Annotated in this window: 14 protein-coding genes and 1 tRNA gene; all 15 read left to right on the forward strand. The window is 56.0% G+C overall.

Annotation, left to right across the window (positions count from 1 at the left end; translation table 11 throughout):
• Nucleotides 1-34: 34 nt before the first annotated feature.
• The 15 genes from GCWU000341_RS04670 (at nt 35) to GCWU000341_RS04750 (ending at nt 20202) form a co-directional block, all read left to right on the forward strand.
• A complete protein-coding gene (locus GCWU000341_RS04670; protein WP_009214636.1) occupies nt 35-421 on the forward strand; it encodes a cell division protein ZapA in 387 nt (128 codons plus the stop codon).
• Entirely contained in the window at nt 418-1794 is a 1377-nt protein-coding gene (locus GCWU000341_RS04675; RefSeq protein WP_009214637.1) for a peptidase U32 family protein, read from the forward strand. Before GCWU000341_RS04670 ends, GCWU000341_RS04675 begins: the two co-directional genes overlap by 4 nt.
• A complete protein-coding gene (locus GCWU000341_RS04680; RefSeq protein ID WP_009214638.1) occupies nt 1709-2719 on the forward strand; it encodes a U32 family peptidase in 1011 nt (336 codons plus the stop codon). Before GCWU000341_RS04675 ends, GCWU000341_RS04680 begins: the two co-directional genes overlap by 86 nt.
• A gap of 304 nt (nt 2720-3023) precedes the next feature.
• Complete coding sequence (locus tag GCWU000341_RS04685; RefSeq protein ID WP_081443146.1) at nt 3024-4592, forward strand: FtsW/RodA/SpoVE family cell cycle protein; 1569 nt, start codon at nt 3024-3026, stop codon at nt 4590-4592.
• Entirely contained in the window at nt 4582-6018 is a 1437-nt protein-coding gene (locus tag GCWU000341_RS04690; RefSeq protein WP_009214641.1) for a peptidoglycan D,D-transpeptidase FtsI family protein, read from the forward strand. Before GCWU000341_RS04685 ends, GCWU000341_RS04690 begins: the two co-directional genes overlap by 11 nt.
• Nucleotides 6019-6126: 108 nt before the next feature.
• Nucleotides 6127-7908, forward strand: coding sequence for an ABC transporter ATP-binding protein (locus tag GCWU000341_RS04695; RefSeq protein ID WP_009214642.1), 1782 nt, complete (start codon nt 6127-6129; stop codon nt 7906-7908).
• A gap of 241 nt (nt 7909-8149) precedes the next feature.
• Nucleotides 8150-9916 (forward strand): ABC transporter ATP-binding protein, encoded by a 1767-nt coding sequence (locus GCWU000341_RS04700; protein ID WP_009214644.1) that lies wholly within the window; start codon nt 8150-8152, stop codon nt 9914-9916.
• A gap of 299 nt (nt 9917-10215) precedes the next feature.
• On the forward strand, nt 10216-12003 hold the full coding sequence (locus GCWU000341_RS04705; RefSeq protein ID WP_155812696.1) for an ABC transporter ATP-binding protein: 1788 nt from the start codon (nt 10216-10218) through the stop codon (nt 12001-12003).
• The gene (locus GCWU000341_RS04710; protein ID WP_009214646.1) at nt 11996-13894 is read left to right on the forward strand and encodes an ABC transporter ATP-binding protein; all 1899 of its coding nucleotides are present in this window, start codon (nt 11996-11998) and stop codon (nt 13892-13894) included. Before GCWU000341_RS04705 ends, GCWU000341_RS04710 begins: the two co-directional genes overlap by 8 nt.
• A 173-nt stretch (nt 13895-14067) precedes the next feature.
• Nucleotides 14068-14274, forward strand: a complete 207-nt coding sequence (locus tag GCWU000341_RS04715) for a CsbD family protein (protein ID WP_009214647.1) — start codon at nt 14068-14070, stop codon at nt 14272-14274.
• Nucleotides 14275-14406: 132 nt separating this feature from the next.
• Nucleotides 14407-14479, forward strand: a tRNA-Thr gene (locus GCWU000341_RS04720).
• 654 nt (nt 14480-15133) lie between these two features.
• Nucleotides 15134-15559 (forward strand): NusG domain II-containing protein, encoded by a 426-nt coding sequence (locus GCWU000341_RS04735; RefSeq protein WP_050761917.1) that lies wholly within the window; start codon nt 15134-15136, stop codon nt 15557-15559.
• A 182-nt stretch (nt 15560-15741) separates the two neighbouring features.
• Entirely contained in the window at nt 15742-16671 is a 930-nt protein-coding gene (locus tag GCWU000341_RS04740) for a C40 family peptidase (RefSeq protein WP_040653452.1), read from the forward strand.
• A 132-nt stretch (nt 16672-16803) separates the two neighbouring features.
• Nucleotides 16804-18924: a carbohydrate-binding domain-containing protein gene (locus GCWU000341_RS04745; RefSeq protein WP_196794800.1), complete on the forward strand. Its 2121-nt coding sequence runs from the start codon at nt 16804-16806 to the stop codon at nt 18922-18924.
• A 108-nt stretch (nt 18925-19032) separates the two neighbouring features.
• A complete protein-coding gene (locus GCWU000341_RS04750; RefSeq protein ID WP_009214653.1) occupies nt 19033-20202 on the forward strand; it encodes a bifunctional glycosyltransferase family 2/GtrA family protein in 1170 nt (389 codons plus the stop codon).
• The last annotated feature ends 33 nt before the right edge of the window (nt 20203-20235 follow it).

Raw genomic sequence — 20235 nt, forward strand, 5'->3', positions numbered from 1 at the left:
GATCTTGAGATTAGAGGGACAGGGAGAGAGGAAGATGGCGGAGAAGAACACAGTGGAAGTGGTGATCGACGGAAAGATTTATGACTTAAGCGGTTCGGAGTCAGAGACCTATCTCCATGAGGTGGCGGGCTACCTGAATGCGAAGATATCCAAATTCAAGAAGGAAGTCCGGGATTATCACAATATGGATGCGGAGCTCCGGAATCTTTTGCTTGAGGTCAATATCTGCGATGATCTTTTCATCGAGAGGGAGAAAACGAAGAAGGCGGAGCGGGAGATGCAGGAGCAGGAGCGGGAGAGCTACGCTGCAAAGCATGACCTCATCAATACCCGGATGAAGCTTGAGGAGGCGAAGCGAAAGCTTGAGGAGGCGGAGAGGAAGCTCGCCCTGCTCTCGGAAAGGGAGGGCAGCGCGGGATGAGTCTCCGCGCGGAGCTTCTCGCACCGGCGGGCTCCTTTCTCTCGGCGAAGGCCGCGGTCAATGCGGGAGCCGATGCGGTCTATATGGGAGGCCGGAGATTCGGCGCGAGGGCCTATGCCGTATCCGCTTCCTCCGGGGAAGAGGATATGCTGATGGAGGCGATCGAGTACTGCCATCTCTTCTCCGTGAAAGTCTATATGACACTGAATATACTCTTTAAGGATTTTGAACTTAAAGAGCTTTTTTCATACCTAAAGCCCTATTACGAGGCGGGGCTTGACGGGGTGATCGTCCAGGATCTCGGCGCGGCCTCCGTCATACGAAGGGACTTTCCGGATCTTAAGCTCCACGCGAGCACGCAGCTTGCGATCACGGGGCCGGAGGGCGTCCTCCTCGCAAAAAGGCTCGGCTTCTCCCGGGCCGTGCTCGCAAGAGAGCTAAGCCTTGAGGAGATCCGGAGGATCCATGAGAGGGTAGAGCTCGAGCTCGAGGTCTTCGTCCACGGCGCGATGTGCTACAGCTATTCCGGCGCCTGCTTCATGTCCTCACTCCTCGGCGGAAGATCCGGGAACCGGGGGAGGTGCGCGGGGCCCTGCCGGCTTTGCTATGAGACGGGAGGGAAGAAGGCCTTCTATCTCAGCATGAAGGATATGGAGACACTGGATCTCCTGCCGGAGCTTCTCTCTGCGGGCGCGTATTCCCTGAAGATCGAGGGGAGGATGAAGTCTCCGCTCTACACGGCGGGCGTGGTATCGGTCTATCGGAAATATCTCGATCTCGCCCTCTCCGGGCGGGACTTTTCCATCGAGGAGGGGGACAGGGAGATCCTCCGGGAGATGTATGACCGGGGCGGGGTGAGCAATTACCTGAAAAGGCGAAACGGTCCGGAAATGCTCTCTCTCTCGGAGAGAGCCTTCCGGGCGGAGAGAGCGGAGATCTCGGAGCCGATCCGGGAAAACTATCTGAAGCGGGAGCGGACGCTTCCCCTTTCCGCAGACTTTTACGCCTCTCCCGGGGAGAGAGCTTCCCTCTCTCTCACGCTTCTCTCCGGAGAGTCTGAGGAGATTGGAGAGATCCGCATTGTAAAGGAGACGGAGGAGACCGCGGAAGCTGCGGAGGGGAGAGCACTTCTCCCAAGGGAGGTGGAGGAGAAGCTTAGGAGCTGCGGCGGGAGCGGCTTTCGGCTTGAGAAGCTCTCCCTTCGGATGGAGGGGGCTCTTTTCCTCCCCATCTCCTCGATCAAGCGCTTAAGGAGAGAGGCATTTTCCGAGCTTAGGAGGGCCATACTTGAGAAGAGACGGAGAAGGACGGGGGAAGCCGGGCAGGGAGAAGCGCGGGGACAGGAGCCGGAATCGAGATCGAGATCGGGATAAAGATCGGGATAAGGATCAGAGTAAGAGGAGCCTTAAGGGAAGAAGCAGAGAGGAAGGGAAGAGGAAGAAGGAGGAGAGAAGAGCTCTTCCGGCTGCGGTAGCTTTCCCGCCGGGGGCGGAGCTTCGGGTCAGCGTCACGAGCTATTCGCAGCTTCTCGCCGCGCTCTCCGTGGAGAGCGCAGAGCTCATCTACCTGGACGAGGCTTCCTTTTCGGACAGTGAGCTCCCCGGGCTTCTCCGAAGGATACGGGAGCACGGCAGGAGAGCCGGTCTCAGGCTTCGGCGGATTGAGAGGACGGACCGGGGGAGAAGCTCCCGGGAGCTTCTTGAGAGCCTGCTCCCGGAGGGGCTTTTGCAGGCAGTTCTCTACCGCTCGATGGAGCAGCTTTCTCTCCCTTTTGAAGAAAGCCTTAAGAGAGATTTAAATCCCCTGGAACAGGTTTTCGATTATACTGTTTATGCCTGGAACCGAGAGGCGGCCTCCGTCATGCGCTCCCTCGGAGCAAAGCGTCTGACCTATCCGATCGAGCTGAAGCTTCCCGAGCTTATGCGCTGGAAGGAGGAGATGGACGGGCTTTCCCTCCGGACAGAGCTTCTCGTCTACGGACATCTTCCGATGATGGTGAGTGCAAACTGCCTTCAGAAGACAGCTTGTCAATGCCGCCGCGGGGCTCCGCTTCGCTTCCTTAAGGATCGGACGGGGAGGGAGATGCCGGTGAGGATGTACTGTAAATACTGCTATAATGAGATCTATAACCCGGACAGCTTCTGGTGCGGAGATCTCAAAGAGGAGCTCTCGAAGCTTCGGGCGGACAGCCTCCGCTTTGATTTTTCGGCAGAGTCCGCTGAGGACTGTGAAGCGATCCTCCGCGGGAGGCCGCCGCTTCGCTATACGAGGGGACGGCTTCGCTCCGGAGTGGAGTAAATCTCATGCCGTTTTAAACGAAGATTCGCCGGATCGGCTCCGTGAGCGGCGCATTTCTCCCGGCATCCCCCGGGATGTGGCGTATTGAAGCTACTCCATTAGACCAGATTATAGGCTATGGATCGGAAACGGCAACACTTGGGTGCGGGGCCTGTGAGATAAGGAGCAGGGCAGCCGGAGAGTGTTTTTTGCCGGATGGATAACGTCCCGGATGGGGCCCGGCCGCAGGATCCGCTCGGGGATCATCGGAGTGTCCCGCGCTTTAGCGGGGCGGAGGAGAAGGGCAGATAGGGAAGGGGAAAGAATGGTCAATCTTTTTAGCACGGTCACAAAGTATCTTTGCATTCTTTTCATCGTCCTCTACAGCTATTGCAATTTCCGAATCCTTTCTCTCCGCCGGGAGGAGAACGCGAGAACGCTCTGCGGACTGCAGTTTCAGATCATCCTGCTCATTCATCTCCTTTTCAGCGCGGTGATTCTTTTAAAGACAGAGGATCCGATGCTCCTCCTCTTTTATTTTGCGCAGCTTGCCTTTTTCCTGATCTACCGCTTTCTCTTTCGGCGCATTTACCGGAATGTGAATCAGCTTCTTCTCAATAATGTCTGTCTCTTCCTCTGCTACGGCTTTATCATGCTGGAGCGGCTGAATCTCAACAAATCGCTGAAACAGTATGTGATCGCCGTCGCGGCCTCCTTTCTCTCCCTTCTCATCCCCTTTCTCATCGATAAGATCTGGGACCTTGCGAAATACCGCCTTTATTTTGCGGGAATCGGAATCTTTTTCCTGCTCCTCGTCTTCGGAATCGGCGTCACAAGCTATGGCGCGAGGATGAGTCTGTCGATCGGCGGCTTCTCCTTTCAGCTCTCGGAGCTTGTGAAGATCAGCTTTGTGCTGAGTCTTTCGGGATTTTTGTATCAGGCGCGGCGCTTTCGGGAGATACTTCCTGCCGCGGCGATCGCCGGGGCCCATATCCTGATCCTCGTGCTCTGTAAGGATCTCGGATCCGCCCTCATCTTCTTCCTATCCTTTCTCGTCATGCTCTATATCGCGACGAACCGCTCCGCCTATCTCTTTCTCGGGGGGATCGCGATGTCCTTTGCCGCCGTCCTCTCTTACTTTCTCTTCCAGCATGTCAGGACGCGCTTTTTCGCGTGGAAGGACCCCTGGGCGGATATGAGCGACAGGGGCTACCAGATCACGCAGTCCCTCTTTGCGATCGGGACGGGGGGATTTTTCGGGCTCGGACTCTTTCAGGGGCTTCCGAACAAGATCCCCATCGTGGAGAAGGACTTTATCATTTCCGCGATTTCGGAGGAAATGGGGGCTGTCACAGCGATTTGTCTGACGCTTCTCTGCCTGGGCTGCTTTATGCAGATGATGATGATCGCGACCTATATGGAGTTTAGCTTCTATAAGCTTGCGGCGGTGGGACTTGCGATGCAGTATATCGCGCAGGTCTTTCTGACGATCGGCGGCGCGGTCAAGTTCATCCCCTCCACGGGAGTGACGCTTCCCTTTGTGAGCTATGGGGGATCGAGCCTCATCGCAAGCTTCTTTGTCTTCTCCTTGATTCAGGCCCTCTACATCATCCAGGGAAATGAGGATGAGGCGGAGGAAGAGGGCGAAGAGCGGGAAAGCTGCGAAAGAGGAGGTGCTGCGGCCTTCTTCCAAAAGGCGATGAGAGGGCAGGAGATGGCGGCCGGCACGGGAAAGTCGGATTATGGGAAGGAGAGCGCGCTTTCGGATTATGAGGACTTCGATGAGGAGGGAGAGGAGGATTTCGAAGAAGAGGAGGGAATCGGGCCGGAGGCTGAGAAGAGGGATCTGAGCGGGAAGGAAGGGAGGAAGAAGGGAGGACGAAATGGAAGATAAGGAGAGGAAGCGTTCCAACAGCGGAATTCTCAAAATGATATATTTCTTTTCGCTCCTTTTTTTCTGCATGATCGGCTACATGATCTATTTCATCGGCTGGCAGGCCCCGGATCTCATGGGAAGTCCCTATAACTCCAGGATGGAGGTCTTTGACCGGCGTTTCATCCGGGGCGCGATCCTCTCCTCTGACGGACAGGTCCTTGCGAGAACGGAGACGGAGGGGGATACGGAGAAGAGGGTCTACCCCTACGGCTCCCTCTTTGCGCATTCCGTCGGCTACTCCACAAAGGGAAAGACCGGCCTCGAGGCCGCCGCGAATTTCTATCTCATGGAGTCCAATATCAATCCGCTCCGGCAGCTTTTCCGAGAGCTCACGGACAGGAAAAGTCCCGGGGACAATGTCGTCACGACCCTGGACACCGGGCTGCAGAAGGCGGCCTCCGATGCGCTCGGAGAGCGGGCGGGAGCGGTCATCTGCATGGAACCCTCTACGGGGAAGATTCTCGCGATGGTCTCCTACCCGGGCTTTGACCCGAATTCGATCCGGGAGGACTGGGAGGAACTCACCGATGAGAAGAATGTCTCCGGAAATCTCGTGAATCGGGCGACCCAGGGGCTTTATCCCCCGGGGAGCACCTTTAAGACTCTGATCGCCCTGGAATATTTCCGGGAGCACCCAACGGACTGGCAGGATTTCCGCTTTCAGTGTAAAGGAGCCTATGTGGACGAGGAGGATCCGAAATATGTCGTCCACTGCTATAACGGGGAGGTCCACGGGAAGGAGGACTTAAAGAGCGCCTATGCGAACTCCTGCAACTCCGCCTTTGCAAAGCTCGGCACGGAGCTTGACAGGGAGAGGCTCCGGGGGCTCGCGGACTCCCTCCTCTTTAACCAGGATCTTCCGATCCAGATCCTGAGCTCCAGGAGCCGCTTCAAGATCGACGGGAGCTCCGGGACCTGGACAATGATGCAGTCCGCCATCGGGCAGGGGGAGACAATGATGAGTCCTCTCCACAGTCTCCTTATCACCTCCGCGATCGCAAACGGGGGAGTGCTCCATGAGCCGGTGCTCATCCAGGAGGTGGAGTCGGCGGACGGGCACAGTGTGAAGAGCTTCGGAAGCGGAGAGGAGAGGAGGCTTCTGAGCGAGAGCGAGGCGGAGGAGCTGAAGCAGTTCATGCGGGCGGTCGTCTCGGAGGGAACGGCTTCCAAGCTTAAGAGCAAAAGCTATGAGGCCTGCGGGAAGACGGGCTCTGCGGAGTATCAGTCCCGGGGGAAGAGCAAGACGGATGCCTGGTTCACCGGCTTTGCCCCCATGCAGGATCCGAAGCTTGCGGTCTGCGTGCTGGTAGAGGACGGGGAGACCGGAGGCCGCACCGCGGCCCCTATCGCAAAGGCGGTCTTCGACTACTGGATCAATCGCTGAGCGGGAGCGTATTTCCCCGGTATTTCGTGATATATTCGTGATAGAATAAATAGCTATATCTCTTTCGACCTTTGTCGATCGAAAGAAGGAGTCAGGGGGGAAGCGAGCATGAAGCGGCTTTTCGGATATCTGAAGCATCATAAGCTGATCACAGTCTTGGCCCCGCTCTTTAAGTGTCTGGAGGCCTGCTTTGAGCTCTTCGTCCCGCTGGTGATCGCGGGGATGATCGACCGGGGGATCCGGAGAGGGAATATTTCCTATGTCCTCAGGATGGGGGGCGTGCTTCTCCTCCTCGCTCTGATCGGCCTTAGCTGCTCTCTCTTTGCACAGTATTTTTCCGCGAAGGCCGCGGCCTATGTCGGGCAGAATCTGAGGAATGATCTCTTTTGCCATATTCACTCCTTGGGCTATCCGGAGATCGATGCGCTCGGGAGCTCGACGCTCATCACCCGGATGAGCTCGGACATCAATCAGATCGAGGCAGGAGTGAATATGGTGCTGCGGCTCTTCATGCGCTCTCCCTTCATCGTCTTTGGCGCCTGGATCATGGCCTTTCGGATCAGTCTGCGGGCGGCGCTCGTCTTTACGGCGGCGATTCCCCTTCTCTCTCTCGTCGTCTTCGGAATCCTCCTTCTCACGATGCCGCGCTACCGGGCCGTTCAAAGACAGCTCGACCGGATCATGAAGAGCACGAGGGAGAACCTTCTCGGGGCCCGGGTGATCCGCGCATTTAACCGAGAGGAGAGTGAGGAAAAGGACTTTCAGAGAGAGAACGATCTTCTGACAGAGATGCAGGTTCAGGTGGGGAGGATATCCGCTCTCTTAAATCCCGTGACGCTGACGCTTATCGATCTCGCAGTCGCCTGCCTTCTCTATCTCGGCGCCCGCCTTGTGAATAGAGGAGAGCTCTTTCAGGGGGATATCGTCGCACTCACAAATTATATGAGTCAGATCCTCGCGGAGCTCATAAAGCTCGCCAATCTGATCATCCTGATGTCGAGAGCCTACGCGAGCCTCGGGAGAGTAAACGAGATCTTTTTGCAGCCTTCCGAGAATGAAGGGTATTCCGAGGAAGAAGGGCAGCTCCTTTTGAAGGAGAAGAGAGGAAAAGAAGAAGAGCTTCTCAAAAGACTCCGAAAGGATGAGGTCTTTCTCGCCTTCCACCGGGTTTCCTTCCGCTATTCGAAGGAGGCGGAAAACGTGCTGACAGAGATCTCCCTGGAGATCAAAAAGGGGGAGACGATCGGGATCATCGGCGGAACCGGAGCGGGAAAGAGCAGCCTTGTCAATCTGATCCCGCGCTTTTACGATGTGAGCTCCGGCTTTATCGCGCTCCTTGGCCGGGATATCCGGGAAATCCCCCTTGAGGAGCTCCGGCTCCGGATCGGCGTGGTGCCGCAGCGCTCCGTCCTCTTCTCCGGGACCCTCAGAGAAAATATGTGCTGGGGGAAGAAGGATGCGACGGATGAGGAGATCCGGGAAGCGCTCCGCATCGCCCAGGCTCTCCCCTTCGTAGAGGAAAAGGGAGAGGGGCTTTCTCTCCTCATCGAGCAGGAGGGGAGGAACCTTTCCGGAGGACAGAGACAGAGACTCTGTATCGCCAGAGCACTTCTTCGCCGCCCGGAGATCCTGATCCTGGACGACTCCGCATCGGCGCTGGACTTCGCAACCGATGCGGCGCTCCGCTCCGCTCTGAGAGAATATTCCAAGGACAGCGCCGTATTTTTGATCTCTCAGAGAGTCGCGAGTGTGAGAAATTCCGATCGGATCCTGGTCCTCGAGGACGGGCATATGGCGGGGCTTGGAAAGCACGACCTGCTTTTCCGGGAGAGCCCGGTCTACCGGGAGATCTGCCTCTCACAGCTCTCCCGTGAGGAAGCAGAGGAGTAATAGCAGGCCGTCTTTTGCCCCGGCGTTTAGAGACTCGGCTTCGCCCGGGAGGCACTTCTCTTCGAGAAGTGGTCAAGTACGCTCCGAGTCTGCCTGATGGCAGACTTCTACGCTTATGCGCCGCCGGTCGCGGCAGTCGGAGCGAGGGCGCCCTGTGGCGGGTCGAAAAAGCGGCAGAAAAAGGCGACAGATAAGCAAAAAATGTATTGCAAAGCGAGGATTTCCCTGGGAGGGAGGAAGCATGGCGAGACAAAAAATCAGAAAACTGAATCAGGAGGACAAGAAGACGCTCCTCCGGGTTCTCCGCTACATCCGGCAGTACCGGCATCTTGTGCTTCTCTCCCTCCTTCTTTCTGCGCTCAGCGTGGTAATGTCTCTCTATATTCCCGTTCTGATCGGGCGGGCCGTAGACCGGATGGTCGGAAAGGGAGAGGTGGATTTCAGAGCACTTTTTGGAATTCTCCGCCTTATGCTTTTCTTCATATTCGCTTCGGCGCTGAGCCAGTGGCTTATGAATCACATCAACAATATCGTGAGCTATCATGTCGTGGAGGACATCCGGACCAAACTCTTTTCCCGGATACAGTGCCTTCCGCTCTCTTATCTGGATTCCCACCCGGCGGGGGATACGGTGAGCCGCGTGATCACGGATATCGATCAGTTCTCTCAGGGGCTTCTGCTCGGCTTCTCCCAGCTTTTTACCGGGCTTCTCACGATCCTGGAGACCCTGATCTTTTTGTTTTTTATCGACATAAGGATCGCTCTCCTGGTCGTCTTTCTCACGCCGCTCTCCTTCCTCGCAGCGAGCTTTATCGCAAAGAGCAGCTATCGGCTCTTTCGGCACCAGTCCGAGCTTCGGGGAGAGATCACAGCCTATACGAATGAGATGCTCGGAAACTTAAAGGTGGTGAAGGCCTTTTCCCGGGAGAGAGAGAGCACGGAGCGCTTTTCCGAGATCAATCAAAAGCTCTCCGGCTACTCCATGCGGGCGACCTTTTTCAGCTCCCTCGTGAATCCCGCGACCCGCTTTATCAATGCCCTGGTCTATGCCCTTGTCGGGATGACGGGGGCCGTCTTTTCGATTCAGGGGACGCTCACTGTCGGAGAGCTCAGCGCGGCTCTGAGCTATGCCACACAGTACACAAAGCCCTTCAACGATATCACAGCTGTGATTACAGAGCTTCAGAATGCGCTCGCCTCTGCCTCCCGCGTCTTTGAGCTCATGGACGAGCCGGGGATTCTGCCGGATCCGAAGGACGCGGAGCAGCTCCCGGAGGCGAGGGGGGAGGTCGGGATCTCCCACGTCTTTTTCAGCTATGATAAGACAAAGACGCTTCTTCAGGATCTCACGGTTCGGATAAAGCCGGGGGAGACCGCCGCGATCGTCGGCCCCACCGGCTGCGGGAAGTCGACGCTCATCAACCTCCTCATGCGCTTCTACGAGGTCGACCGCGGCAGCATCGAGGTGGACCGGCGGGATATCCGGCATATTACGAGGGAGAGCCTGAGGAATAACTTCGGCATGGTGCTCCAGGAGACCTGGCTGAAGTCCGCTTCGATCCGGGACAATATCGCCTATGGAAAGAAGGATGCGTCAGAGGAGGAGATCATAGAGGCCGCGAAGAAGGCCCATTGCGACAGCTTCATTCGAAAGATGGAGAAGGGCTACGATACGGTGCTCGGGGAGGACGGGGGCTCTCTCTCCCAGGGGCAGAAGCAGCTTCTCTGCATCGCGCGCCTCATGCTTCGCCTTCCGCCGATGCTCATCCTGGATGAAGCGACGAGCTCCATTGACACCAGAACAGAGCTCCACATCCAGCACGCCTTCGACCGGATGATGCAGGGGAGAACGGCCTTCATCGTCGCGCACCGCCTCTCCACGATTCGGAATGCGGATCTGATCCTCGTCATGAAGGAGGGAAATATCATCGAAAAGGGGCGGCATGAGGAGCTTCTTCAGAAGGGAGGCTTTTATAAAAAGCTCTATGAAAGCCAGTTTGATTCCTGACTGATTCCTGACTATTTTGACGGATTCTTGACTATTGAAGAAAAAGACTCTAAAATGGCACAGATCGCGGGCGGTCCTTTCTGCGGACCGCCCTCTTTGGCAGAGAACGGCTTCATTCCGGCTGCCGATTCCAGGATCCGAAGTTTCTATTTATCATGATGGGATATGCCCGGAAGGAGATGCCCTTCCTGTGGAAGGAGTGTTTGGCAGGCGGAAGTCCGGAATGGGAAGCGCTCTCATGGACTATGAGAATGCTGATCCGTCCGGCGGATCCTTTTACCGCTGCCGAAGCCTTCGGCATGGAGCTTTACTGTACTGAAGAAGGGGAGAATTCCGTGAACGTAATCAGAATTTTAAAACAATCGATCCGGGAGTATAAAAGGGCCTCCGTCCTCGCGCCTGTCATGGTCACGGGAGAGGTTATCTTGGAGTGCATCATCCCCTTTGTCACCGCGCGCCTCATCAACGAGATCAAGGCGGGAAGCGGGCTTCAGACGATCCTGATCTTCGGCTTCTTTCTCATCGTTATGGCGATGCTCTCGCTTTTTTTCGGCGTGCAGGCGGGAAATTACAGCGCGAGCGCTTCCACGGGCTTTGCGAAAAATCTGAGAAAGGACATGTACTACCGGGTTCAGGATTTTTCCTTTGAGAATATCGACCACTTTGAGACCTCCTCCCTCGTGACCCGGATGACGACGGATGTGACGAATGTGCAGATGGCCTATATGATGCTGGTGCGCCTCGCCTTTCGAAGTCCGATCATGCTGGTCTTTTCCTTTATCATGGCCTTCATCATGGGGGGGCAGGTTGCCTGGATCTTCGTGCTGGTCGCCCCGATCCTCGGGATCGGACTCTCTCTCCTCATCTGGAAGGCTCTTCCGATCTTTAACGCTGTCTTTAAAAAATACGACGCGCTCAATGATTCCGTACAGGAAAATATCGGCGGCATGCGGGTGGTCAAGTCCTTTACGAGAGAGGACTATGAGAAGGAGAAGTTCAATGCGAGGGCGGAAGACCTCGCCCGGGACTTTGTCTATGCCGAGAAGCTGGTTTCCGTGACAAACCCTCTCATGCAGTTCTGCCTCTACGTCGTAGTCCTCTTCGTCATGAGCTTTGGCTCCTGGCTTGTGATCACAAGCCGCGGCTCCCGTCTCGACGTCGGCCAGCTCTCCGCCCTCCTCACCTACAGCTTTCAGATCCTCTCGAGTCTTATGATGCTCTCGATGGTCTTCGTCATGGTGACGATCTCCGTGGAATCCGCAAAGCGTATCGCGGAGGTTCTCTCCGAGGAGAGCAGCATGAAGGAGAGCGCACATCCCGTTCGGACGATCCGGGACGGCTCGGTGGACTTCGACCATGTGAGCTTCAAGTATTCTCCTCTTGCGGAGCGCCCTGTGCTCTCGGATATCGAGCTGCACATCCGCTCCGGGGAGATGATCGGAATTCTGGGGGGCACCGGCTCCTCTAAGTCCTCTCTGACACAGCTTATTTCCCGTCTCTATGACGTGACGGAGGGGAGCGTCAGGGTGGGCGGCGTCGATGTGAGGAACTATGATCTTAAGCTTCTCCGGGACCAGGTCGCGGTCGTCCTCCAGAAGAACATCCTCTTCTCCGGGAGCATCAAGGAGAATCTCCGCTGGGGGAACCCGAACGCGACGGAGGAGGAGATGAAGAAGGCCTGCGAGCTCGCGCAGGCTTCGGAATTCATCGAGCTCTTCCCGGACCGCTATGACACGCATATCGAGCAGGGGGGAAGCAATGTCTCCGGAGGGCAGAAGCAGAGGCTCTGTATCGCGAGGGCGCTTCTGAAGAAGCCGAAGGTGCTGATCCTGGACGACTCCACCTCCGCCGTGGACACAAGGACGGATGCGCTGATCCGAAAGGGGATGCAGGAATATATCCCGGATACCACAAAGATCATCATCGCGCAGCGCGTCTCCTCCGTCCAGGAGGCGGACCGGATCGTCATACTGGACAAGGGGCGGATCGCCGCCGTCGGGACCCACGAGGAGCTTCTCGAGAAGAGCCCGATTTACCGGGAGGTCTATGAATCCCAGAACAGAAAGGGGGAAGAGGAAGATGGATAAGAAAAGAGGCGCGAAGCATTTTCTGCCGACCCTGAAACGGGTCCTCTCCTTTCTTTTCTCCTTTTACCCGGTCCTTCTTCCGGTGACGATCTTCTGCATCCTTTTAAATGCAGCGGTCTCGGCCATTCCCTCCGTCTTTCAGCAAAAGATCCTCTCCCTCATTGAGAAAAGCTGGAGGGAGGGGAACTGGGAGGGGGTTGCCCCCGAGATCCTTCGATGGGTCCTGATCCTCGGCATCCTCTATCTGATCTCCCTCGCCGCCGGCTTTATCTACAATTTTTTGATGGCGACGATCACACAGGGCTCCTTAAAGAAGTTTCGGGAGAGGATGTTCAACGGCATGCAGGATCTTCCGATCCGCTATTTTGATACGCACAGCCACGGCGATATCATGAGCAGCTACACAAACGATATCGATACCCTGAGGCAGCTCATCTCGATCTGCATTCCCCAGGCCCTGGTATCCTTTGTGACGGTCGCGACCATCATCTTTATCATGCTCTACTATTCCCTTTGGATGAGCGCGATCGTCCTGATCGGAAGCGTCGTCATGACGAGGGTGGTGAAAAAGGTCGGAGGCGGCTCCAGTCATTATTTTATCCGGCAGCAGCAGGAGCTTGCGAGGACCGAGGGATATGTACAGGAAATGATGAACGGGCAGAAGGTCGTGAAGGTCTTTAACCATGAGGAGGCCGCAAAGCGGGACTTTGACCGGATCAATGAAGAGCTCTTCCGCGTCTCCGAGAAGGCGAACCGCTACGCGAATATCCTGATGCCGATCCTTGCCAATATCGGAAACATCCTCTATGTCTTTGTCGCGGTTTTCGGCGGTCTGCTTCTGGCTCTCAAGGTGCCGAATTTGAGCCTCTCCGGGATGGCGCTTCAGATCTCCATCGTCGTCCCCTTCCTCAATATGACGAAGCAGTTCGCGGGACAGGTCGGACAGATTTCCACAGAGATCACCTCCGTCGTCATGGGGGTCGCCGGAGCGGAGAGGATCTTTGCCCTCATGGATGAAAAGCCGGAGAGCGACAAGGGACGCATCTCCCTCGTCCGCTGCGAGGAAAAGGACGGCCGGATCGAGGAGACCGGGAGTCGGACGGAGATGTGGGCCTGGAAGAAGGAGGAGCCGGACGGAAAGACAGAGTACCGGAGACTCCGCGGCGATGTGGAGCTCCACGGAGTCGACTTCTCCTACGACGGGCGGAAGACGGTGCTTTCGGAGATCAATGTCTACGCGAGGCCCGGGCAGAAGGTCGCCTTCGTCGGAGCCACCGGAGCCGGGAAGACCACCATTACCAACCTGATCAACCGCTTCTACGATATCCAAAAGGGCGAGATCATCTACGATGGCTTCAGCATCTACGATATCCGGCTGAAGGATCTTAGGAGATCCCTCGGCATCATCCTCCAGGACACGGTTCTCTTTACGGGGACCGTCATGGAAAATATCCGCTACGGGAAGCTGGACGCGACGGACGAGGAGTGCATAGCGGCGGCGAGACTCGCCGGTGCGGATGACTTTATCACGAGACTCCCGAAGGGCTATGAGACCGAGATCCACGGAAACGGGGGCAATCTCTCCCAGGGGCAGAGGCAGCTTCTCTCGATCGCAAGAGCCGCTGTCGCGGACCCGCCGGTCATGATCATGGACGAGGCGACGAGCTCCATCGACACCAGGACCGAGGCGATCGTCCAGAAGGGGATGGATGCCCTCATGGCGGGGCGCACCGTCTTTGTCATCGCGCACCGCCTCTCCACGGTCCGAAACTCCGATGTCATCATGGTCATGGACCACGGAAAAATCATCGAGAGGGGAAGTCACGAGGAGCTGATCCGGGCGAGGGGAAATTACTACCAGCTCTATACCGGGGCCTTTGAGCTGGAATAAAAGCGGCGGGATATTCTTTGCATCACCGCCCGGCCTGAAAACGTTTTTTTGACCGAACAGGATTTCGGGGCTGTCATTAAATTCTCCTTGCAAAGAATGCAATGACAGGATAGAATGCAATGTGTCAGCAGCATTTCACCGGACGATGAAAGCTAACTCAAAAGGAGGAAAAGATGACGGATAAGGGATTTACGGACCAGGTAGAGGGCAAGGTAAAAGAGACGATAGGGAAGCTGACAGATGATGCTTCTCTGAAGGCAGAGGGCGTTATCGACAAGGCGGCCGGAAAAACCAAGGAAATCACATCGGATGTGAAAGACGTGGCAAGCGAATTGGCAGAAAAAGCAAAAGAGGTATTCGACTCGAAGGATAAAAAATAAGCTGTCTTTTAAAAGGGAATTCCATCTTGCAGGATTAAATCCTGCCGGGTGGAATTTTCTTTTTGAAACGCGGACTGAAATCGTAAAATTCTCCTTGCGGAGAATTCTCAATCATGCTATCATGTAGAAGTTGCCACAATAGCACAGTTGGTAGTGCATCTGATTCGTAATCAGAAGGTCACCAGTTCGAGTCTGGTTTGTGGCCCGAGAGCTCCGAATAAACGCGCGGAGCTTTTTTAGTGCATAAGCTCTTGTCCTGCACCGAAGCGGCCCGCATGTATGCGGGGGAGCTTCGGTATAGGACAAGGCAACAGAAATGAGGAAAAAAGCGGATCGAGGAAGGAGATCCGCGATTTCCGAATTGCTGCGTCGGATTGCGGGAGGGCGAAGCACGAAGCAATCCGAAGGCTTATGCAAAAAAGAAGAGGGCAGGCATCGGGAAGCGGCCCGCATGTATGCGGGGGAGCTTCGGTATAGGACAAGGCAACAGAAATGAGGAAAAAAGCGGATCGAGGAAGGAGATCCGCGATTTCCGAATTGCTGCGTCGGATTGTGGGAGGGCGAAGCACGAAGCAATCCGAAGGCTTATGCAAAAAGGAAGAGGGCAGGCATCGGGAAGCGGCCCGCATGTATGCGGGGGAGCTTCGGTATAGGACAAGGCAACAGAAATGAGGAAAAAAGCGGATCGAGGAAGGAGATCCGCGATTTCCGAATTGCTGCGTCGGATTGTGGGAGGGCGAAGCACGAAGCAATCCGAAGGCTTATGCAAAAAGGAAGAGGGCAGGCATCGGGAAGCGGCCCGCATGTATGCGGGGGAGCTTCGGTATAGGACAAGGCAAGAGAAATGAGGAAAGAAGCAATGAAAATTATGCCCGGGAAGCGAGACAGGATTTTGATCGCCGCAGTTTTTTTTCTGCTTTTCCTATGCGCTGTCCCCCTTTGCCTTCGGCATTTCCGTCATAAAAAACAACTCATGCTCTCCGTCCAGAGAAACGGGGAGGAGCTCCTTCTCGTGCCCTTGTCCCGGGACGCAAAATATGAGGTCCTGGACGATACGGCGAAGGAGGTTCCGATGGAGACGACGCTCGCCTCTCTCGGGGAGGAGGCGGATCCGTCCCGGCATGCGGTAAATCTCATCGAGGTTAAGAAGCAAACGGCGAGATGCTCGGAATCGAACTGCAGTAATCAGATCTGCGTCCGCACAGCGGCACTCAGCGCTGCCTCCTATGATCTCCCGATTGTTTGTCTTCCGCACGGACTTGTGATCACCGTAAAAGAGAGCTGAGAAGAGGGCTGAGCTTTCCTCCGTTCTTTCTTACGAAAGAGGGTATCCGGGACCGGGGCCTCCGTTATAATTATTTCGATTGCTTTACAATGCGGCGCAGACTATTGTCAGAATCTTTTTCTTCCCGTATGATGGAGCTATGGATTTCGTTTTTCGGCACTTATGGGGATGGGAGAGGAAGCATGAAGGAGAGCGGCAGAAGGATCCGGCGGACGATTGGGACAGCGTTTTTTCTTTGCGCGGCACTGAGCGCGCCGGTCTATGCGGGCAGGTGGCAGAAGGGCAGCGGAAAGGACAAGGGGAAGTGGTGGTATAATGATCTGAATGGCTCCTATAAGAAGGGGGGCTGGTTTTGGATCGACGGAAATGACGACGGCATGGCGGAGTGCTATTACTTCGATAAAAAGGGCTGGCTCCAGGTCTCAAAGACGATAGACGGAAGCCGGGTCAATGAGAGCGGCGCCTGGGTAAAGGGAGGCGTGGTGCAGCTCAAGTCCTCTGCGGAAAATGGGATCAGCACCAATAAGAATGAGATGAGCACCGGTACGATTGACCTTAGCTCCGATATGGACCTCGGGACGGAGATCGCGGAGCTCGTGGAGGAGAAGGGAGAGGTCTTTGAGGCGGAGGATCTCAATCCCTCTCAGAAGAAGAGCGAAAATGAAAAGAAGACCGAGAAAGAGAAGAAGTCTTCTGAAAGCCTGAACTTTAAGGGAAAGGTGGGGAGCAGCGCGGGAGATCTCCCGAAGTCCGGCGCCACGGAGATGATCCGCTTCGCCAGAGAATACATCGGCGTACTCTCCTACAAGATGGGCGGGACCTCCCTCACGGAGGGAGCCGACTGCTCCGGCTTTACGCAGCAGGTCTTCCGCCATTTCGGAATCAAGATTCCGAGAGACTCCCGCTCGCAGTATGCTGCGTCGAAGAAGGTCTCCGTCGAGGAGCTTAAGCCCGGAGATCTGATCTTCTACGGCGATTCCCCGACGACCATCTACCATGTCGGGATTTACAGCGGAAACGGGACCGTTATCCATTGTACGCATACCGGGGACTATGTCCGGGAAAATGAGATATCTTTCGCAAAGGTCTACGGATACGGACGATACGAATAATCACAGATCCTTCACAAAGTTTTCAGCCCTTTTTCAGCTTCGGCTGTTAAAGTAGGGGCATCGGAAGAAGATTCCGATGCCTCTTTTTTTATAGAAGCTATCGTCCGAAGCAGAAACAGGATGGAGGGAAGTATGAGACGAAAAAATGTATCTCTCGCTGCGGCAACGCTTGGCCTGGCGCTCGCAATGGCGGGCTGCGGAAATATAAAGGGAACAGTGGCAGCGGATCAGACTAAGAGGACAGCAGAAACAGCAGAAAATACCGCATTGACATCGGAGAAAAGCAATGAAACGGAGACCGTTATCAACGCGGACGGAGAGAGTGCCGTTGTCGACGGAGACGGTGCCAGTGTCGATGGAAAGACCATCACCATCGAGAAGGCCGGCAGCTATCGCCTGAAGGGAAGCCTCACAGAGGGGGAGATTTTGATCAAGGCGGGGGATTCCGCTTCCGTAAAGCTTATCCTGGATGGGTTTACGATCACGAATTCGAGCGATGCTCCTATCGTCTGTGAATCGGCGGGAAAGCTCACGATCGAGCTTTCGGACGGGACAGAGAATAAGATCTCCGATCTCAGAAGCGCCGCCTCGGATTCCGATGAGAATGAGAGCGGGGAGGAAAAGGACGCCGCAGTTTACAGCGAGTCGGATCTTCTCCTGACAGGGACGGGCAGTCTCAGTGTCGAGGGAGGATACGAGGATGCGGTCCACTCCAAGGGAGAGCTCACGGTGGAGAGCGGAAGCTATACTCTGACAGCGAGCCATAATGCTCTGAACGGAAAGACGGCGCTTACGGTAACGGGAGGGAGCTTCACGATCACAGCGGCCGAGGACGCGCTGCACTCCAAGGGGGACCTCGAGGTCTCGGACGGAAGCCTCACGATCAGCGCGGGAGATGACGCGCTGCATTCGGACAAGGCGCTCACGGTAAAGGGCGGCACGATCAGCATTTCCCAGTGCAGTGAAGGCCTGGAGGGGATGACGGTCAACGTCTTAGGAGGAGAGATCACGGTGAACTCCTCCGATGATGCGGTCAACGGCTCCGGGGAGACGGAGGATGGAACGGAAGCGAAAATCTCGGTCAATATCTCCGGCGGAAGCCTTAAAATCGTCACCGGCGGGGATGGCATCGATTCCAACGGAGACCTGAATATCTCCGGCGGAACCTTAAGCATAGACGGCCCCGGGGATGACGGAAATGCGCCGATCGACTACGACGGAAGCGCGGTGATCACGGGAGGAACGGTCCTTGCGAGCGGGATGAGCGGGATGTTTCAAAGCTTTGATGAGTCGAGCTCCACGCAGCCTGTCATCGTTTACTATCTGAGCGATACGCAGGATGCCGGAACCAAGATCTCTGTCACGGACGAGAGCGGGAAGGAGCTTTATTCCGAAAATACGGAGACAAAACGCTTTAACGCAGTGCTTTTCAGCTCTTCGGAGCTGCAGAGCGGAAAGAGCTATACCATCAAGGTCGGCTCGCAGGAGGAGACTGTCACGATTTCTTCCACGATCAATACGGCGGGAGACAGCTCGATGGCAAATCGCGGCCCGGGAGCCGGCGGACCGCAGGGCGGAGGCGGCCCTCAGGGAGAAGGAGGCCCTCAGGGCGGAGGCGGCCACCAGAGAGAGGGAGGACAGCAGGACCGAGGCTTTGGAGGGCCCCAGGGAGAGAATCAGGGACAGAATTTTGATGATAAAGCGCAGAGAGGGGGAGGAGAACAGCGCTTTGGCGGAGCAGAAGGAGAGGGCAGCGGAACGAAGAGGGAAGGAGCCGATCAGAAGCAGAATTCTCAAAGGCCGAAGAGCCAGGGATCAGGCGCTGATCGGGAAGGCCGCAGGAGCGGAGAGAAAAACTCCGGAACATCCCGGGAAAAGCGGGGAGAGGGAAACGGAAAGGAGAAGGGCGGAAAGGGATCGGGAGACGGGAAAAGGGCCGATTTTGATGATGAGGAGGATGACGATGACTCCGATTCTTCACGCCAAAGGGCGGACGGCTCGCGGGGACAGGATTTCGACCGGGCGCCGTCGGGGGGAAACGGAGGATCGGATCCGGATCGAAGAGCTCCGGGCCGGGAACAGAGAGGAGAGGGAGAGGAGCGGCAGCGCCCCGGAGCTCCGGAGCCGCCGGAGGACAGCGCAAAAAGCGGCGGAAGGAATGAGAAAGGGAACGGAAAGCAGGGCGGAGAAAAAAAGAGAAAGAAGGACAAGAAATCGAAGCGCACGAAGGATGCAAGGAAAGCGGGAATATAGGGCTGCTCTGTAAGGAGCCTTGTGAGAGGCAGCGCCGGATAGGAAGCGCAGCCGGTCGAAATGCGGCAAATGCTCCGCTCAGTAAGGAGGCATCCGGAAAGGAGAAATATGGAGAGGATCAGAATTGCCCTTATCCCGGCCTATGAGCCGGACTGGAAAATCTTCACGGTTTTAAAGGAGTGCCTGGAGACGGGGATCCGATGCATCGTCGTGGATGACGGCTCCGGAAGCCGCTTTGACAGTATTTTCGAGAATCTCCCCCCGGAGGTGCTGCTCCTCCGATTTCCGGAAAACCGGGGAAAGGGGGCGGCGCTGAAGGCCGGGATGCGCTACATTGAGGAGCATTTCAAAGGCGAGTACAGCATCGTGACATTGGACTGTGACGGGCAGCATCAGGTCCGGGATGCGCTCCGTCTCTTAAGAGCGGCGGAGAAGGAGCGCGGAAGCCTCTTCCTCGGCTCCCGGAGGCAGTCCCGGAGTTCTCCGCTTCGAAGCCGTATCGGAAACGCGATAACGAGAGCGGTCTTTTCGCTCATAAGCGGGACGAGGATTTATGATACCCAGACCGGACTTCGCGCCTTTACGGAGAGGCTTCTCCCGAGGCTTCTGGAGATCCGGGGGGATCGATATGAGTACGAGATGAACATGCTCCTTCTTTTCGCAAGGGAGAAGCTCACGATCCGGGAGATCCCGATCGAGACGATATACTTTGAGAACAACAGGGGGAGTCACTTTGACAGCTTAAAGGATTCCATCCGAATCTACGGACAGATTTTCCGCTTTGGGATGAGCTCCCTTTTCTCCTTCCTCCTGGACTTTTCCCTCTACAACCTTCTCCTGGGACTATTCGGACTTCCGGCTGTTCTCGCGAACGGACTGGCGAGGCTCGTCTCGGCCGGCGTGAATTTTTGCATCAACAGAAGGCTTGTCTTCCATTCGGAGAAGGGACTTTTGCGAAGCGCCGCGCGCTATGCTCTTCTCGCAGCGGGAATCCTGCTTCTAAACAGCATTATTCTCAGCGCGCTTCTCATGGGGCTTCATATGCATCCCTTCCCGGCGAAGCTTCTCACAGAGCTCCTCCTCTTTTCCTTCAGCTATCTCGTGCAGCAGAGACTGATTTTCTCGGACAGGAAATCCGGCGCGGAGGCGGGAAAGCCGGAGGAATCCAGGATAGAATACAGGATAGAAGAGAGCGCGGAGCGAAAGAAGACAGAGGGAGAGGACAAAAGCTATGCTTTGACCGCTTTCTATGGAGGGTATAGGGGGAGCAGCTTATGAAAAGAGGACAAAAGCTATGCTTTGACCGCTTTC

The organism is Oribacterium sp. oral taxon 078 str. F0262 (assembly GCF_000160135.1).
Classification (GTDB): Bacteria; Bacillota; Clostridia; order Lachnospirales; family Lachnospiraceae; genus Oribacterium.

What these genes read in the sequence shown, in the direction of transcription:
- GCWU000341_RS04670 (WP_009214636.1), top strand. Translation starts at nt 35, where the DNA reads ATGGCGGAGAAGAACACAGTGGAAGTGGTGATCGACGGAAAGATTTAT.
- GCWU000341_RS04675 (WP_009214637.1), top strand. Translation starts at nt 418, where the DNA reads ATGAGTCTCCGCGCGGAGCTTCTCGCACCGGCGGGCTCCTTTCTCTCG.
- GCWU000341_RS04685 (WP_081443146.1), top strand. Translation starts at nt 3,024, where the DNA reads ATGGTCAATCTTTTTAGCACGGTCACAAAGTATCTTTGCATTCTTTTC.
- GCWU000341_RS04690 (WP_009214641.1), top strand. Translation starts at nt 4,582, where the DNA reads ATGGAAGATAAGGAGAGGAAGCGTTCCAACAGCGGAATTCTCAAAATG.
- GCWU000341_RS04695 (WP_009214642.1), top strand. Translation starts at nt 6,127, where the DNA reads ATGAAGCGGCTTTTCGGATATCTGAAGCATCATAAGCTGATCACAGTC.
- GCWU000341_RS04700 (WP_009214644.1), top strand. Translation starts at nt 8,150, where the DNA reads ATGGCGAGACAAAAAATCAGAAAACTGAATCAGGAGGACAAGAAGACG.
- GCWU000341_RS04705 (WP_155812696.1), top strand. Translation starts at nt 10,216, where the DNA reads ATGGAGCTTTACTGTACTGAAGAAGGGGAGAATTCCGTGAACGTAATC.
- GCWU000341_RS04710 (WP_009214646.1), top strand. Translation starts at nt 11,996, where the DNA reads ATGGATAAGAAAAGAGGCGCGAAGCATTTTCTGCCGACCCTGAAACGG.
- GCWU000341_RS04715 (WP_009214647.1), top strand. Translation starts at nt 14,068, where the DNA reads ATGACGGATAAGGGATTTACGGACCAGGTAGAGGGCAAGGTAAAAGAG.
- GCWU000341_RS04735 (WP_050761917.1), top strand. Translation starts at nt 15,134, where the DNA reads ATGAAAATTATGCCCGGGAAGCGAGACAGGATTTTGATCGCCGCAGTT.
- GCWU000341_RS04740 (WP_040653452.1), top strand. Translation starts at nt 15,742, where the DNA reads ATGAAGGAGAGCGGCAGAAGGATCCGGCGGACGATTGGGACAGCGTTT.
- GCWU000341_RS04745 (WP_196794800.1), top strand. Translation starts at nt 16,804, where the DNA reads ATGAGACGAAAAAATGTATCTCTCGCTGCGGCAACGCTTGGCCTGGCG.
- GCWU000341_RS04750 (WP_009214653.1), top strand. Translation starts at nt 19,033, where the DNA reads ATGGAGAGGATCAGAATTGCCCTTATCCCGGCCTATGAGCCGGACTGG.